Source organism: Lentzea xerophila (assembly GCF_051094245.1).
In the GTDB taxonomy this organism is placed as follows: Bacteria; Actinomycetota; Actinomycetes; order Mycobacteriales; family Pseudonocardiaceae; genus Lentzea; species Lentzea xerophila.
Genome location: NZ_CP194934.1, coordinates 1,459,678 through 1,476,106, shown reverse-complemented (window position 1 = coordinate 1,476,106; position 16,429 = coordinate 1,459,678). Strand labels below are relative to the sequence as shown.

The 16,429-nt window shown below is 65.5% G+C and carries 12 protein-coding genes and 2 rRNA genes; 2 read left to right on the top strand and 12 right to left on the bottom strand.

What is annotated here, in order from left to right; genetic code table 11:
* Nucleotides 1-22: 22 nt before the first annotated feature.
* The 3 genes from ACRSBM_RS07260 to tyrS form a co-directional block, all read right to left on the bottom strand.
* Nucleotides 23-3,106: ribosomal RNA gene (locus ACRSBM_RS07260) — 23S ribosomal RNA — on the bottom strand.
* Between the two features lie 338 nt (nt 3,107-3,444).
* Nucleotides 3,445-4,961: ribosomal RNA gene (locus tag ACRSBM_RS07255) — 16S ribosomal RNA — on the bottom strand.
* Together the 16S and 23S rRNA genes form the textbook arrangement of a ribosomal RNA operon.
* Before the next feature lie 568 nt (nt 4,962-5,529).
* On the bottom strand, nt 5,530-6,804 hold the full coding sequence (tyrS, locus tag ACRSBM_RS07250) for a tyrosine--tRNA ligase (RefSeq protein WP_434440883.1): 1,275 nt from the start codon (nt 6,802-6,804) through the stop codon (nt 5,530-5,532).
* Between the two features lie 109 nt (nt 6,805-6,913).
* Here tyrS and ACRSBM_RS07245 point away from each other — a divergent pair, with 109 nt between their 5' ends.
* Nucleotides 6,914-7,306: a hypothetical protein gene (locus ACRSBM_RS07245; RefSeq protein WP_434440882.1), complete on the top strand. Its 393-nt coding sequence runs from the start codon at nt 6,914-6,916 to the stop codon at nt 7,304-7,306.
* A 12-nt stretch (nt 7,307-7,318) separates the two neighbouring features.
* Nucleotides 7,319-8,362, top strand: a complete 1,044-nt coding sequence (locus tag ACRSBM_RS07240; RefSeq protein ID WP_434440880.1) for a TIR domain-containing protein — start codon at nt 7,319-7,321, stop codon at nt 8,360-8,362.
* Here ACRSBM_RS07240 and ACRSBM_RS07235 read toward each other — a convergent pair.
* The 9 genes from ACRSBM_RS07235 to argC form a co-directional block, all read right to left on the bottom strand.
* Entirely contained in the window at nt 8,354-8,962 is a 609-nt protein-coding gene (locus ACRSBM_RS07235; RefSeq protein ID WP_434440878.1) for a DNA-3-methyladenine glycosylase, read from the bottom strand. The two genes, ACRSBM_RS07240 and ACRSBM_RS07235, sit on opposite strands and share 9 nt — an antisense overlap.
* Nucleotides 8,952-10,343, bottom strand: coding sequence for an argininosuccinate lyase (gene argH / locus ACRSBM_RS07230; protein WP_434440874.1), 1,392 nt, complete (start codon nt 10,341-10,343; stop codon nt 8,952-8,954). The genes ACRSBM_RS07235 and argH overlap by 11 nt, the downstream gene beginning before the upstream one ends.
* A 12-nt stretch (nt 10,344-10,355) precedes the next feature.
* Nucleotides 10,356-10,622: an argininosuccinate synthase gene (locus ACRSBM_RS07225; RefSeq protein ID WP_434440872.1), complete on the bottom strand. Its 267-nt coding sequence runs from the start codon at nt 10,620-10,622 to the stop codon at nt 10,356-10,358.
* Nucleotides 10,615-11,100: an arginine repressor gene (locus tag ACRSBM_RS07220; protein WP_434440870.1), complete on the bottom strand. Its 486-nt coding sequence runs from the start codon at nt 11,098-11,100 to the stop codon at nt 10,615-10,617. The genes ACRSBM_RS07225 and ACRSBM_RS07220 overlap by 8 nt, the downstream gene beginning before the upstream one ends.
* Nucleotides 11,097-12,029 carry an ornithine carbamoyltransferase gene (gene argF, locus ACRSBM_RS07215; RefSeq protein ID WP_434440868.1) on the bottom strand — a complete coding sequence of 311 codons (933 nt, stop codon included), beginning with the start codon at nt 12,027-12,029 and terminating at the stop codon, nt 11,097-11,099. The genes ACRSBM_RS07220 and argF overlap by 4 nt, the downstream gene beginning before the upstream one ends.
* Complete coding sequence (locus tag ACRSBM_RS07210; RefSeq protein WP_434440866.1) at nt 12,026-13,183, bottom strand: acetylornithine transaminase; 1,158 nt, start codon at nt 13,181-13,183, stop codon at nt 12,026-12,028. Before ACRSBM_RS07210 ends, argF begins: the two co-directional genes overlap by 4 nt.
* Nucleotides 13,184-13,331: 148 nt before the next feature.
* Nucleotides 13,332-14,204 carry an acetylglutamate kinase gene (argB, locus tag ACRSBM_RS07205; RefSeq protein ID WP_434440865.1) on the bottom strand — a complete coding sequence of 291 codons (873 nt, stop codon included), beginning with the start codon at nt 14,202-14,204 and terminating at the stop codon, nt 13,332-13,334.
* Nucleotides 14,201-15,373, bottom strand: a complete 1,173-nt coding sequence (argJ, locus tag ACRSBM_RS07200) for a bifunctional glutamate N-acetyltransferase/amino-acid acetyltransferase ArgJ (protein ID WP_434440863.1) — start codon at nt 15,371-15,373, stop codon at nt 14,201-14,203. Before argJ ends, argB begins: the two co-directional genes overlap by 4 nt.
* Entirely contained in the window at nt 15,370-16,386 is a 1,017-nt protein-coding gene (argC, locus tag ACRSBM_RS07195; protein ID WP_434440862.1) for an N-acetyl-gamma-glutamyl-phosphate reductase, read from the bottom strand. Before argC ends, argJ begins: the two co-directional genes overlap by 4 nt.
* Nucleotides 16,387-16,429: the final 43 nt, after the last annotated feature.

Here is a 16,429-nt window from a genome sequence, read left to right as displayed (position 1 = left end):
CACAGTGGATGCGTAGCGTCTTTGTAACAAGTCCTCGGCCTATTAGTACCAGTCAGCTCCAACCGTTACCGGTCTTCCACCTCTGGCCTATCAACCCAGTGGTCTAGCTGGGGGCCTTAACCCACGAAGGGTGGGATACCTCATCTTGGAACGAGCTTCCCGCTTAGATGCCTTCAGCGGTTATCCCTTCCGAACGTAGCCAACCAGCAATGCTCTTGGCAGAACAACTGGCACACCAGCGGTCCGTCCGTCCCGGTCCTCTCGTACTAGGGACAGCCTTCCTCAAGTATCCTACGCGCGCGGCGGATAGGGACCGAACTGTCTCACGACGTTCTAAACCCAGCTCGCGTACCGCTTTAATGGGCGAACAGCCCAACCCTTGGGACCTACTCCAGCCCCAGGATGCGACGAGCCGACATCGAGGTGCCAAACCATCCCGTCGATATGGACTCTTGGGGAAGATCAGCCTGTTATCCCCGGGGTACCTTTTATCCGTTGAGCGACCACGCTTCCACAAGCCATGGCCGGATCACTAGTTCCGACTTTCGTCCCTGCTCGACCCGTCAGTCTCACAGTCAAGCTCCCTTGTGCACTTGCACTCGACACCTGATTGCCAACCAGGCTGAGGGAACCTTTGAGCGCCTCCGTTACTCTTTGGGAGGCAACCGCCCCAGTTAAACTACCCACCAGGCACTGTCCCTGATCCGGATCACGGACCGAGGTTAGACATCCAATACGACCAGAGTGGTATTTCAACGATGACTCCACACTGACTGGCGTCAGCGCTTCACAGTCTCCCACCTATCCTACACAAGCCGAATCGAACACCAATACCAAGCTATAGTAAAGGTCCCGGGGTCTTTCCGTCCTGCCGCGCGTAACGAGCATCTTTACTCGTAATGCAATTTCGCCGGGCCTGTGGTTGAGACAGTCGAGAAGTCGTTACGCCATTCGTGCAGGTCGGAACTTACCCGACAAGGAATTTCGCTACCTTAGGATGGTTATAGTTACCACCGCCGTTTACTGGCGCTTAAGTTCTCAGCTTCGCCCCGAAGGACTAACCGGTCCCCTTAACGTTCCAGCACCGGGCAGGCGTCAGTCCATATACATCGTCTTGCGACTTCGCATGGACCTGTGTTTTTAGTAAACAGTCGCTTCTCGCTGGTCTCTGCGGCCGTCTCGCCCTAGCCTGCAAGAGGCTTCAAGCGCTACGGCCCCCCTTCTCCCGAAGTTACGGGGGCATTTTGCCGAGTTCCTTAACCACAGTTCGCCCGATCGCCTCGGTATTCTCTACCTGACCACCTGTGTCGGTTTGGGGTACGGGCCGCGTGAAAGCTCGCTAGAGGCTTTTCTCGGCAGCATGGGATCACTCTACTTCGCCTCAATCGGCTACGCATCACGTCTCAGGATATATGCCTGGCGGATTTGCCTACCAGACTCCCTACACGCTTGCACCAGTACTACCACTCACTGGCGGAGCTACCCTCCTGCGTCACCCCATCGCTTGACTACTACAAGTTCAGGTCCCGCGCTCCACAGTCAGCTAGACCCCGAAGGGTTTTCGCTGGTGCTTCGGGCGGTTAGTATCACAAGGTTCATCATGGGCGCGTTCACACGGGTACGGGAATATCAACCCGTTGTCCATCGACTACGCCTGTCGGCCTCGCCTTAGGTCCCGACTTACCCTGGGCGGATTAGCCTGGCCCAGGAACCCTTGGTCATCCGGCGGACGAGTTTCTCACTCGTCTTTCGCTACTCATGCCTGCATTCTCACTCGCATAGCGTCCACGGCTGGATTACTCCGCCGCTTCAACCGCTACACGACGCTCCCCTACCCATCCCGAGTCAAGCTCGAAATGACACAGCTTCGGTGGTGTGCTTAAGCCCCGCTACATTGTCGGCGCAGGACCACTTGACCAGTGAGCTATTACGCACTCTTTAAAGGGTGGCTGCTTCTAAGCCAACCTCCTGGCTGTCTGTGCGACCCCACATCCTTTCCCACTTAGCACACACTTAGGGACCTTAGCTGGCGTTCTGGGCTGTTTCCCTCTCGACTACGAAGCTTATCCCCCGCAGTCTCACTGCCGCACTCTCACACCACGGTATTCGGAGTTTGGTTGATTTCGGTAAGCTTGTGGGCCCCCTAGACCATCCAGTGCTCTACCCCCGCGGTGAAACATACGACGCTGCACCTAAATGCATTTCGGGGAGAACCAGCTATCACGGTGTTTGATTGGCCTTTCACCCCTAACCACAGCTCATCCCCCAGGTTTTCAACCCTGGTGGGTTCGGGCCTCCACGCGGTCTTACCCGCGCTTCACCCTGGCCATGGCTAGATCACACCGCTTCGGGTCTAGACCACGCGACTCAAGCGCCCTATTCAGACTCGCTTTCGCTACGGCTACCCCACACGGGTTAACCTCGCCACGTAGCACTAACTCGCAGGCTCATTCTTCAAAAGGCACGCCGTCACCCCTAAAGGCTCCGACGGATTGTAGGCACACGGTTTCAGGTACTATTTCACTCCCCTCCCGGGGTACTTTTCATCTTTCCCTCACGGTACTAGTCCGCTATCGGTCACCAGGGAGTATTTAGGCTTAGCGGGTGGTCCCGCCAGATTCACAGCGAATTTCACGAGTACGCTGCTACTTGGGAACACTCTAAACAGACGCTACGTTTTCGAGTACGAGGGTTTCACTCTCTACGCCCGTGCTTTCCAGACACGTTCCTCTAACGATGCGTTTTCTGACTGTTTGCTAGCTCGGCAGAACTAGCCAAGAGGTCCCACGACCCCGCGAATGCAACCCCTGCCGGGTATCACACAGACGCGGTTTAGCCTCATCCGCTTTCGCTCGCCACTACTCACGGAATCACGGTTGTTTTCTCTTCCTGCGGGTACTGAGATGTTTCACTTCCCCGCGTTCCCTCCACATACCCTATGTGTTCAGGTATGGGTGACCCCACATGACTGGGGCCGGGTTTCCCCATTCGGAAATTCTAGGATCTCAGCTCGGTTGACAGCTCCCCTAGACTTTTCGCAGTCTCCTACGTCCTTCATCGGCTCCTGGTGCCAAGACATCCACCGTATGCCCTTACTAACTTGCTACAAAGATGCTCGCATCCACTGTGCAGTTCTCAAAGAACAATCAGACCCACCAGAACCACTGCGAACGCCGGCCTGACCAAAGCCAGGTGGTTCATCCGCGTCTGATGACCGATCACTGAAAGACACTCACGTGTTCTCTCAGGACCCAACAGCGTACCGATCTGTTCACCCAGCCCCCCGATGACCTTTCCACGCAGGCGAACCTGCAGTACTCACTCATCCGGCAACCGGACGTCTAGCCAGCCAGCATCCACTAATGAGCCCTACCTCGCTTAAGCGAGTGCAGGTTCTGACCAGCGCTGAGACGTTCGCTCAGAACACTGGTAGATGCTCCTTAGAAAGGAGGTGATCCAGCCGCACCTTCCGGTACGGCTACCTTGTTACGACTTCGTCCCAATCGCCAGTCCCACCTTCGACCGCTCTCCCCCTTGCGGGTTGAGCCACGGGCTTCGGGTGTTACCGACTTTCGTGACGTGACGGGCGGTGTGTACAAGGCCCGGGAACGTATTCACCGCAGCGTTGCTGATCTGCGATTACTAGCGACTCCGACTTCACGGGGTCGAGTTGCAGACCCCGATCCGAACTGAGACCGGCTTTATGGGATTCGCTCCACCTCACGGCTTAGCAGCCCTTTGTACCGGCCATTGTAGCATGTGTGAAGCCCTGGACATAAGGGGCATGATGACTTGACGTCATCCCCACCTTCCTCCGAGTTGACCCCGGCAGTCTCCCATGAGTCCCCGGCATTACCCGCTGGCAACATGGAACGAGGGTTGCGCTCGTTGCGGGACTTAACCCAACATCTCACGACACGAGCTGACGACAGCCATGCACCACCTGTGAACCAGCCACAAGGGAGGCTCTATCTCTAGAGCTTTCTAGTCCATGTCAAGCCCAGGTAAGGTTCTTCGCGTTGCATCGAATTAATCCACATGCTCCGCCGCTTGTGCGGGCCCCCGTCAATTCCTTTGAGTTTTAGCCTTGCGGCCGTACTCCCCAGGCGGGGTGCTTAATGCGTTAGCTGCGGCACAGAGGGCGTGGAAGCCCCCCACACCTAGCACCCACCGTTTACGGCGTGGACTACCAGGGTATCTAATCCTGTTCGCTCCCCACGCTTTCGCTCCTCAGCGTCAGTGTCGGCCCAGAGACCCGCCTTCGCCACCGGTGTTCCTCCTGATATCTGCGCATTTCACCGCTACACCAGGAATTCCAGTCTCCCCTGCCGAACTCAAGTCTGCCCGTATCGACCGCAGGCTTGGGGTTAAGCCCCAAGTTTTCACGGCCGACGCGACAAACCGCCTACGAGCTCTTTACGCCCAATAAATCCGGACAACGCTCGCACCCTACGTATTACCGCGGCTGCTGGCACGTAGTTAGCCGGTGCTTCTTCTGCAGGTACCGTCACTTGCGCTTCGTCCCTGCTGAAAGAGGTTTACAACCCGAAGGCCGTCATCCCTCACGCGGCGTCGCTGCATCAGGCTTTCGCCCATTGTGCAATATTCCCCACTGCTGCCTCCCGTAGGAGTCTGGGCCGTGTCTCAGTCCCAGTGTGGCCGGTCACCCTCTCAGGCCGGCTACCCGTCGTCGCCTTGGTAGGCCATTACCCCACCAACAAGCTGATAGGCCGCGGGTCCATCCCATACCGCCGGAACTTTCCACCCAAGATCATGCGATCCCAGGTCGTATCCGGTATTAGACCTCGTTTCCAAGGCTTATCCCAGAGTACAGGGCAGGTTACCCACGTGTTACTCACCCGTTCGCCGCTCGTGTACCCCGAAGGGCCTTACCGCTCGACTTGCATGTGTTAAGCACGCCGCCAGCGTTCGTCCTGAGCCAGGATCAAACTCTCCAATAAGGATTGTGTGATCGCTCCAGACGGAATATGTCTGGCATCTATCTTCTCAAAGGAACTACCTCGACGAGGAGGTAATTCATATATTACTGGCTGTGTTTCGGCACGCTGTTGAGTTCTCAAAGAACACGCGCTCATCATCACGAGCCGCCGTATGGCGACTCGATCCGAGGCTGTGTCGTACGTAAGCTTGTTGTTTGAAACTTCCGACGCCCTTGGCCTCTGAGCTCAGAAGAGCTACCGGCTGGGTCTTCATCGTTTCGCGGTCACCCACTCTACCACGGTCCGTGGAAGCTTGGTTCGTGACCCCCGCCGCGCTCCGTTCCGGTGTTCCCGGCCCGTTCCGCGCTGGCAGAGAGAAAGTTACACGCACGCCAACTGAGGGTCAAATCGGGGGCGCCCCAGCCACCCGCGGTTAAGAAACCGCAGGTCAGCAGCCCCGTACAGGACCCTCCGACCACGCTATCGCAGCCCGGAACCGCACACACTGTGACCGCGATCACACCGAGAAAGGCCGGAGGCCGTCGATCCCCAGTGGGATCGACGGCCTCCGGTGACCTGAACGTGCAGGTCAGAGCTCTACGTGCACGCTCGCGTTGTTGCGCTTGCCGCGACGAAGCACGAGCCACTTGCCGTGGAGGAGGTCCGCCGGCGCCGGCTTCCACTCCTCGTCGGTCACCTTCGCGTTGTTGACGTAGGCACCGCCCTCGTTGACCGTGCGCCGCGCGGCACCCCGGCTCTCGGCCAGGCCCGACGCGATCAGCAGGTCGACGATCGTCGGCTCGTCCGCCAGCCGCACCTGGCCCTTGGGTGCCTCGGCCAGTGCCGCTTCCAGCACCGACGCGTCCAGTTCGCGCAATTCGCCCCGGCCGAACAGCGCCGACGACGCCAGGATGACCTGCTGCGTCGCGCGCTCGCCGTGGACCAGGTCCGTGAACTCCTGCGCGAGGCGCTTCTGCGCCGAACGCAGGTGCGGCTTGTCGGCGGTCTCCTTCTCCAGCTCGTCCAGCTCCTCACGCGTGAGGAAGGTGAACAGGCGCAGGTAGCGGAGCACGTCGGCGTCACCGACGTTCACGAAGTACTGGTACCAGGCGTAAGGCGAGGTGAGCTCCGGGTCGAGCCACACGTTGCCGCCACCGGTCGACTTGCCGAACTTGCGGCCCTCGGCGTCGGTGACCAGCGGCGCGGTCAGGGCGTGCACGTGCTTGCCCTCGACACGGCGGATCAGGTCGACCCCGCCGACGATGTTGCCCCACTGGTCCGAGCCGCCGATCTGCAGCGCGGTGCCGTACTTGCGGTGCAGCTCCAGGTAGTCGTTCGACTGCAGCAACAGGTAGCTGAACTCGGTGTACGACATTCCGTCGCCCTCGAGGCGGCGCTTCACCGTCTCCCTCGACAGCATGACGTTGATCGAGAAGTGCTTACCGACGTCGCGCAGGAACTCCAGCGCGCTGATCTGGCCGGTCCAGTTGAGGTTGTTCTCGACGACGGCGCCCGTGGGCGAGGAGTCGAAGTCGACGAACCGCTCCAGCTGGCCGCGGATGCGGCCGGCCCACTCGGCGACGGTGTCCAGCGAGTTCAGCGTGCGCTCACCGGTGTCGCGCGGGTCGCCGATCATGCCCGTGGCACCACCGGCCAGCACGATCGGCCGGTGACCGGCCTTCTGGAAGCGCTTGAGCATGAGCAGCGGGACCAGGTTGCCGGCGTGCAGCGAGGGCGCCGTGGGGTCGAAACCGCAATAGAGCGTGAGCGGGCCGCCGTCCAGGTCCTTCCGGAGTGCGTCGAGGTCGGTGGACGTCGCGATCAGGCCGCGCCAGGACAGTTCGTCAAGGATGTGCTCGCTCACGGCGTTCATTGTCGCCTACCTGGTCCAACGGGTTTCGACCCGGTGGGCGGACGGGTATGCGGTGGCCATGACGGAGCCACGTGACGAGTTACGGCGGCCCACTGAACGCATGCCGCGCGTGAACGAACCTGTCGTCGAAGAGGTCGTGGAGCGCGACGACGACTATCGCAGGGTGCGGACGGTACGAACCGTCTGCGCAGTGATCGACATCGTGTGCTGGACGTTCGCCATCGTGCTGTTGGTGCACATCTTCCTCGTGATCGCGGGGGCGAACGCGGGCAACGGGTTCTTCCAGTTCGTCGCCGGCTGGGCGGACGGGATCACCCTCGGCCTGGACGGTCTCTTCACCTCGGACAACCAGTCCGTGGCCATCCTTCTCAACGAGGGCCTCGCCGCTCTCCTGTGGCTGGTCATCGGCGCGTTGCTCACCAACCTGATCACTCGTGTCGCGTTGCCGTCCGGACATCGGCGAGCCTGGTACCGCCGGAGCGTGCGGCCGTAAAAGAATGGCGGGGTGCCGGAGTACGAGTTCGACGTCGCCCCGTCCTTCGCCGACGAAGACCGCGCCCAGGTCCTCCAGGTCGTCCAACGGCTGAAGGACCTGGGCGTCACCGTCTACTACGACGAGGACCAGCTGGTCGAGCGATGGGGCCTCGACCTGGTCGAACACACCTCGGAGACGTTCAGCCGGCGGGTCCGGTACGTGCTGCCGTTCGTGTCGCGGCACTACGTCGACGAGCGCTGGGCACGTCTGCAGCGCCGGGCCGCTCAGGCGCGGGCGCTGGAGCAGCAGGCCGAGTTCCTGCTGCCGATCCGGATCGACGACACCGAGGTGCCGGGTCTCGCGTCCACCATCGGTTTCCTGGACCTGCGCGTCCACGACACCGACCTGATCGCACGCGCTGTCGTGCAGAAGCTGGCGCAGCACCGTGCGGAGTTCACCACTCACACGCCGATCACGCCTCAGTCAGTGGCGGCGCTCGTGCGGGAGAAGCCGCGCGGCTGGGAGTACCTGCTGTACGTGACCGTTGTGTCGCAAGGACTCCGTGAGCTGGAGTCGAAATACTGGGAGCACTTCCTCCGGTACGCGCCGCGCAACGGGACCGTCGAGCACGGCAACGGCATCGGCCTGATCCGGGACCGCAACGTGCTGCTGGGCGAGATCGTCAAGGTCGCGGTGGAGGCGGTCTTCACGGCGGACACCCAGGAGGCCGCGTTCGGGCAGTCCGGGGTGCCGGGGAACCCGGACCGGATCGTGCACCTCGGTGAGCTGTTCGTGCGGACGTTCGACGAGATCCTGGAGTGGGCGCGCAAGATCCACGGCACGAGCTACGCGCAGGAGCACGCTCGCACGGCCGCCCGGATCCAGGCGCGGTTCGCCGACCAGCAGCTGCAGGCCATGCACGCGGTCGCACGGGACCTGCGTGAGGTGGCGGACACGCTGGTCGAACGGCTGACCGCCGGTGAGGAGATCGACATCACGGTACCGCTGGTGTTCGAGGTGGATCCCGAGCTGGAACGGCAGTTCAAGGCAGCGCTGGACCAGCTCTCACGCTGAGGGGCGGCGGCGCTTGCCGCCTCTCTTGTAGGTCGACACCGCCGGAGAGTCGATCCAGAACCGCCAGGGCACGTCCATCGCCACGGCGACACCGACGCGTGGACCCGAGAACACCCGCACCGCGGGCTCCTCCGCCGCGTACAGCCGCACGGGCGAGTCGACCGACGTCAGGTCGAGGCCGTTGGACGAGCGGTCCAACCCGAGGACCTTGCACAGCCGTGCGGGTCCTTTGGCCAGTTCGGCGGCGGAACGCGATGCGGGGCGCCGGGAGAACGCGACGTCCTCGCCCTCGACGACTTCGCCCGCGCGCAGCAGCACGGCACCAGGAACACCGTCGGTCAGCGACACGACGTTGGCGCAGAAGTGCATGCCGTAGACGAAGTAGACGTAGAGGTGGCCGGCCGGACCGAACATCACCTCGTTGCGCGGCGTCTTGCCGCGGTAGCAGTGGGACGCCGGGTCGTCGCCGCCCCGGTAGGCCTCCACCTCGACGATGCGCACCCGCACGTCGCCGGCTTCCAGGAAAGAGCCCAGGAGGAGATGGGCTGCGTCGACCGGGTCGACGGCCAGCTCCTCCTGGGTCAGCAGCCTAGAACTCACGTGCGGCAGCGGCCTTCGCCACCAGTGCGTCCAGTTGTTCGCGGACGCGGGAGGGTGCGGTGCCGCCCTGGGCGTTGCGTGAGGCGATGGAACCCTCGACGGTCAGCACGGAGCGGACCTCGGGGGTCAGGGCCGGCGAGATCGCGGCGAACTCGGCGTCGGTCAGCTCTTCCAGGCCGACGCCACGGGACTCCGCGGCGCGGACGCAGGCACCGGCGGCCTCGTGCGCCACGCGGAACGGAACGCCTTGGCGCACCAGCCATTCCGCGATGTCCGTGGCCAGGGTGAAGCCGGCGGGGGCCAGCGAGGCCATGCGGTCGACGTCGAACTTCAACGTCGCGACCATGCCGGCGAAGGCGGGCAGCAGGAGCTCCAGCTGCTCGACCGAGTCGAACAGGGGCTCCTTGTCCTCCTGCAGGTCGCGGTTGTACGCGAGCGGCTGGGCCTTCAGCGTCGCCAGGAGCCCCGCGAGGTTGCCGATCAGGCGGCCCGACTTGCCGCGCGCGAGTTCGGCGACGTCCGGGTTCTTCTTCTGCGGCATGATCGAGCTGCCGGTGGACCAGGCGTCGTCGAGCACCGCGAAGCGGAACTCGGCGGTGGTCCAGATGATGACCTCCTCGGCGACGCGGGAGAGGTTCACGCTGATCATGGCCAGCACGAACGCGATCTCGGCGGCGAAGTCGCGGGAGGCGGTGCCGTCGATCGAGTTCTCGACGGGCGCGTAGAAGCCGAGGTCCGCGGCCACCTTCGCCGGGTCCAGGCCCAGCGAGGAACCGGCCAGGGCGCCCGAGCCGTACGGGGAGTAGCCCGCGCGCCTGTCCCAGTCGTGCAGGCGGTCGACGTCACGGAGCAACGCGTGGGCGTGCGCCAGCAGGTGGTGCGACAGCAGCACGGGCTGGGCGGACTGCAGGTGCGTGCGGCCCGGCATCACGGCGCCGAAGTGCGTCTCGGACTGGGCGGCCAGCGCGTCCACGACGTCGAGCACACCGGCGGCGACACGACGGGCCGCGTCACGCAGCCACATCCGGAACAGCGTCGCCACCTGGTCGTTGCGGGAACGGCCGGCGCGCAGCTTGCCGCCGAGATCGGTGCCCGCGCGGTCGATCAGGCCGCGCTCCAGCGCCGTGTGGACGTCCTCGTCCTCCAGCACCGGGGTGAAGGCGCCGGACTCGACGTCCGCCAGCAGCGCGTCCAACGCCTTCTGCATGCCGGCCAGCTCGTCGTCCGACAGCAGGCCCGCCGCGTGCAGCACACGGGCGTGCGCGCGCGAACCGGCGATGTCGTACGGCGCGAGCCGCCAGTCGAAGTGCGTCGACAGCGACAGCCGGGCCATCGCCTCGGCCGGTCCCGACTCGAACCGGCCACCCCACAAAGAACTCATCACACGCAACTTTCAGCTAGCGAAGTCGTAAAGCGATTCTTCCGAACGGGCCACCAGCCCGACCACGCGCCCCTCGTACAGCGCGACGTCGACCTCGCCGGAACCCGACGTCAAGGCCATCCGCGCGACGCGCACCGCGACCGAGCCCAGGCTGGACCTGACCACGCCGGCGCGGAAGTTGAGCTCGCGGACCGCCTCGGCGACCGAGACGGTCTCGCCGTCCACGGCCACCGGCACGCCGGCGTCGAACGTCAGAACGGCATGGACGGGGTCATTCATCGACGGAGCCCGTGGCCAGCGCGGCGATCCGGTCGGCGAGCTCGGCGCCGGTCATCGGCTCGCGGGCCACGACCAGGATCGTGTCGTCACCCGCGATCGTGCCGACGACCTCGTGCAACGCCGCGCGGTCCAGTGCCGACGCCAGGAACTGCGCGGCACCCGGCGGAGTGCGCAACACCGCGAGGTTGCCCGAGAAGTCCGTCGACACCAGCAGCTCGCCCAGCACGCGAACCAGGCGCGTGGTCCCGCTCTGCACGCCGCGCACGGGGCTGCCGTCCTCCGGGATGACGTAGACCGGCGCACCGCCGTCAGGTCCGCGCAGCTTGACCGCGCCCAGCTCGTCGAGGTCGCGCGACAACGTGGCCTGGGTGACCTCGACGCCTTCCGCCGCAAGCAGTTTCGCGAGCTCCGACTGGCTGCGGATGGCCTGCTGGCTGACCATCTCCACGATGCGGCCCTGACGTGCGGTGCGAGTCATGACGACTGCTCCAGCAACCACACGAGCAACGCCTTCTGCGCGTGCAGCCTGTTCTCCGCTTCCTGCCACACGAGCGACTGCGGTCCGTCGAGCACGTCGTCGGTGATCTCCCAGCCGCGGTGCGCCGGCAGGCAGTGCAAAACCGTCGAGTCGGGCTTTCCGGTGGCGGCCAGCAGATCCGCGTTCACCTGGTACGGGCGGAACGGGCCGACGCGGTCCTTGCCGTCGTTCTCCTGCCCCATCGACGTCCACGTGTCGGTGACCAGCACGTCCGAGCCGTCGACCGACTCACGCGGATCGCTGATCAACGCCACCGAACCGCCGGTCTCCGCGGCGCGCTTCTTGGCGTCCTCGAGGAACTGCGGGTTGGGCACGAACCCGGCGGGTGCGCCGACGCGGACGTGCATACCGGCCGTGGCACCACCCAGCAGCAGCGAGTGCGCCATGTTGTTGGCGCCGTCGCCCAGGTACGTGAGCGTAAGACCGGCCAACCGGCCGTACCGGCGGCGGATCGTCTGCAGGTCCGCGAGCACCTGGCACGGGTGGAACTCGTCGGTCAGCGCGTTGACCACGGGGATCCGCGAAACGCTGGCCATCGCCTCCATGCGCGCCTGGGCGAACGTCCGCCACACCACGGCGTCGACGTACCCGGACAGGATCCGCGAGGTGTCCTCGATCGTCTCCTCGCGGCCCAGCTGCATCGACCGGCCGTCGATGATCACCGGGTTGCCGCCGAGCTGCGCGATGCCGACCTCGAACGACAACCGGGTGCGCGTGGAGTTCTTCTCGAAGATCACCGCGACGGACTTGGGGCCCGCCAACGGCTTCGCGGTGAACCTGTCGGCCTTGTAGGTGTCGGCGAGATCGAGGACGGCGGCCTGCTCCTCGGTGGTCAGGTCGTCGTCGCGCAGGAAGTGCCTGGGGCTCACGGCGTCTCCTCGAAGAAGGTGGGCAGCGCGGCGACGAAGGCCTGCGCGTCGGACTCCTCCAGCACCAGCGGCGGGGCCAGCCGGATCACGTCGGGCTGGATCGGGTTGACCAGGTAACCGGCCTTCTGCGCGGCCGCCGCGGCCTTCGCCGAGACCGCCTCGCGCAGCGTGATGCCGAGCAGCAGGCCGGCTCCCCGGACGCCGGAGATCGCGGGGTGGTGCAACGCCTCCACTCCCGCGGCGATCTCCTTGCCCACGGACGAGGCGTGCTCCAGCAGGCCTTCCGAGGCGATCGTGTCCAGCACCGCGAGACCGGCGGCGCAGCACACCGGGTTGCCGCCGAACGTGCTGCCGTGGTGGCCCGGCTGGAACAGCTCCCCCGCCGCGCCGAAACCGATGGTGGCGCCCAGCGGCAGGCCGCCGCCGAGGCCCTTGGCGAGGGTCATGACGTCCGGCACGATCCCGGCCTGCTGGAACGCGAACCACGTGCCGAGCCTGCCGACGCCGGTCTGGACCTCGTCGAGGATGAACAGCGCGCTGTGCTCCGAGGTGATCCGGCGGACCTCCTGCAGGTAGCCGGCGGGCGGCATCATGACGCCCTGCTCGCCCTGGATCGGCTCGACGATGAACGCCGCCGTGTCGTCGTCGATCGCGGCCTCGAGGGCTGCCACGTCACCGAACGGGATGTGCGAGACGCCGGGCACCAGCGGTTCGAACGGCGCCCGCTTCGGCTCCTGGCCGGTGAGCGTGAGCGCTCCCATCGTGCGGCCGTGGAACCCGCCGAGGGTGGAGACGATCTTGGTGCGGCCGGTGAGGCGTGCCATCTTCAGCGCGGCCTCGTTGGCTTCGGCGCCGGAGTTGCAGAAGAAGACCCTGCCCGGCTCTCCCGCGAGGTCCAGCAGGCGTTCGGCGAGCTTCAGCGCGGGTTCGTTGACGTACAGGTTGCCGGTGTGGCCTAGCTTCGCGATCTGCGTGGACACCGCCTCGACGATCGCCGGGTGCGCGTGGCCCAGGGCGTTGACGGCGAGGCCGGTCAGCAGGTCGACGTAACGGTTTCCGTCCGCGTCCCAGACGTGGGCGCCCTCACCGCGTTCGAGCTGAAGCGAAGGTGTGCCGTAGTTGTCCATCATGGACTGTTGCCACCGCGAGGTCATTTGTCCCCCAAGCTGTGTTTGATTGCCGCTCCTCCGGAGACGGCGGCGAGTTCGCCTGTGAGTCGGTCGTCCGGCCACCGCTTCGGCCCGAATCGCCTTCGGCGGTTGACCCGAAGGGGCGACCGGACGACCGACGCGAACTCGCGGCTCACTGGGCATCACCCAGCACCATGGTGCCGACGCCCTCGGTGGTGAAGACTTCCAGCAGGACGCTGTGGGCCAGCCGGCCGTCGATCACGTGCGCCTGCGGCACCCCGCCGCGCACCGCCCGCAGGCAGGCCTCCATCTTCGGCACCATGCCGCTTTCCAGCTCCGGCAGCATCTTCTCGAGCTCGGTCGCGCGAACCTGGTTCAGCAGCGAGGATTTGTCCGGCCAGTTCGCATACAGGCCCTCGACGTCGGTCAGCACGACGAGCTTCTCGGCGCCGAGAGCGACCGCGAGAGCGCCGGCCGCCGTGTCCGCGTTCACGTTGTGCGGCACGCCGTTGATGTCCGGCGCGACCGACGACACGACCGGAATCCGGCCCGCACGGACGATGTCGAGCACCGCGTCCGGGTTGACCTCGGTGATGTCGCCGACGAGACCGATGTCGACCTCTTCGCCGTCCACGACCGCGCCGCGCCGCGTGGCCGTGAACAGGTGCGCGTCCTCGCCGGAGATGCCGACGGCGTAGGGACCGTGCTGGTTGATCAGCCCGACGAGCTCACGCCCGACCTGGCCGACCAGGACCATCCGCACGACGTCCATGGCCTCGGGCGTGGTGACGCGCAGGCCGCCGCGGAACTCGCTGTGGATGCCGAGCCGGTCCAGCATCGACTTGATCTGCGGGCCGCCGCCGTGCACGACGACCGGGCGCAGCCCGCACAGCCGCAGGAACACCATGTCCTCGGCGAACGCCTTCTTCAGCTCGTCGTCGACCATGGCGTTGCCGCCGTACTTGACGACCACGAGCGCGCCGCGGAAACGCTCCAGCCACGGCAGCGCTTCGACGAGGACTGCCGCTTTCTCTTGTGCGTTCATGAGGAGTACGCGCTGTTCTCTTCGACGTAGTCGTGGGACAGGTCCGTGGTCAGGACGGTGGCTTCCGCGTCGCCGACGTTGAGGTCGATGACGATCTCGATGTCGCGTCCGGACAGGTCCGCTTCGGACCGGTCGCGGTCGCGGGTCCCGTTGCGGTACAGGGAAACGCCGTTGATCAGGATCTGCAGCACGTCCGGGTCGATCTCGGCGTCCGCGCGGCCCAGCGCCATCGCGATGCGGCCCCAGTTCGGGTCGCTGCCGAACAACGCCGTCTTGACCAGGTTGTCCTCGGCGACCGTCCGTCCGATGAGGACGGCCTCGGCCTCGGTGGCGGCCTGCCGGACGGTGATGCTGATTTCCTTGGTCACCCCCTCGGCGTCGCCCTGCAGCTGCTTGACCAGGTCACCCGCGACCTCGGTCAGCAACGCGGTGAAGTCCTCGAACGAGGGCTCGACCCCCGAGGCACCGGAGGCCAGCACCAGCACGGTGTCGTTGGTGGACGTGCCGCCGTCGACGTCGAGGCGGTCGAACGTGCGGCCGGTGGCCAGGCGCAGCGCCTGGTCCAGCTGGTCGCCGGAGATCTTGGCGTCGGTCGTGATGACCGACAGCATCGTGGCCATGTTCGGGGCGAGCATGCCCGCGCCCTTCACGAACCCGCCGACGGACCAGCCCTGCTCGGACGCTTTCCACGACTGCTTGGGGCGCTTGTCGGTGGTCATCACGGCCGTCGCGGCGTTCAGGCCGGCCTCCACCGAGGACGCGAGCTCCTTCGCGGCGCTTTCGACACCGGCGAGCACGTTGTCCATCGGCAGGCGCTCGCCGATCAGTCCGGTGGAGCAGACCGCGACGTCGACGGCGCCGGTGCCGAGCACCTCGGCGACCTTCTCGGCGGTGGCGTGCGTGTCCTGGAAACCCTCGGGGCCGGTGCACGCGTTGGCGCCACCGGAGTTGAGCACGACCGCGGTGAGGCGTCGGGACTGGATCACCTGCTGCGACCACAACACCGGCGCGGCCTTCACCTTGTTCGTGGTGAAGACGCCCGCGGCGGTGTCGGACGGCCCGTCGTTCACGACGAGGGTGAGGTCCAGCGCGCCGGATTCCTTGATGCCGGCGGCGATCCCGGCGGCACGGAAGCCCTGGGGTCCGGTGACGCCCTTGTTGCGGTTCACGGAGCGACTCCAACGGTCGAGAGGCCGGTCGTTTCCGGCAGTCCGAGAGCGAGGTTCATGCACTGGACAGCGGCACCGGCGGTGCCCTTGGCCAGGTTGTCGACGGCGGCGACGACCACGAGCCGGCCGAGGTCGGCGTCGACGGTGACTTGCAGCTGGACGGCGTTCGAGCCGAGAACGGCGTTCGTCGTCGGCCAGAGGCCTTCGGGCAGCAGGTGCACGAACGGCTCGTCCGCGTAGGCCTTCTCGTAGGCCTCGCGAACGTTTGCGGCGGTGTCCTTCAACGTCGCGGTGCAGGTCGCGAGGATGCCCCGGGACATCGGCGCGAGCACCGGCGTGAAGCTGACCTTGATCGACCGGCCGGCCGCGCCGCTCAGGTTCTGGGTGATCTCGGGGGTGTGCCGGTGCGCGCCACCGACGCCGTAGGCACTCGCCGAGCCCATGACCTCGGACCCGAGCAGGTTCGGCTTCAGCGACCTGCCGGCGCCGGACGTGCCGGAGACGGCGACGATGACGACCTCGTCCTCGATCAGGTCGACGGCCGGGGCGAGCGCGAGCGACGAGACCGTCGGGTAGCAGCCGGGAACGGCGACGCGGCGTGCGCCCACGAGCTTCTCCCGCTGGTTGGGAAGTTCGGGCAACCCGTACGGCCAGGTGCCCGCGTGCTCGCCGCCGTACCACCGCGTCCAGTCGTCGGCGCTGGTCAGCCGGTGGTCGGCGCCGCAGTCGATCACGAGCGTGTCGTCGCCGAGTTGCCCGGCCAGCGCGGCTGAGTGACCGTGAGGAAGTGCGAGGAACACCACGTCGTGGCCCTTGAGGGTCTCGACTGTGGTGTCTTGTAGCTGTCGGTCGGCGAGCGGCAGGAGGTGCGGCTGGTGCCTGAGCAGCTTGTCGCCGGCGCTGCTGTTGGCCGTCAGCGCGCCGATCTCGATGTCCGGATGGCCGAGTAGCAGGCGGAGCAGCTCGCCACCCGCGTACCCGCTGGCGCCCGCGACCGCGATCCTCACTGTCATGCGCATGATTATGCACGGTCATGCAAACTCACTCAACCGAGCA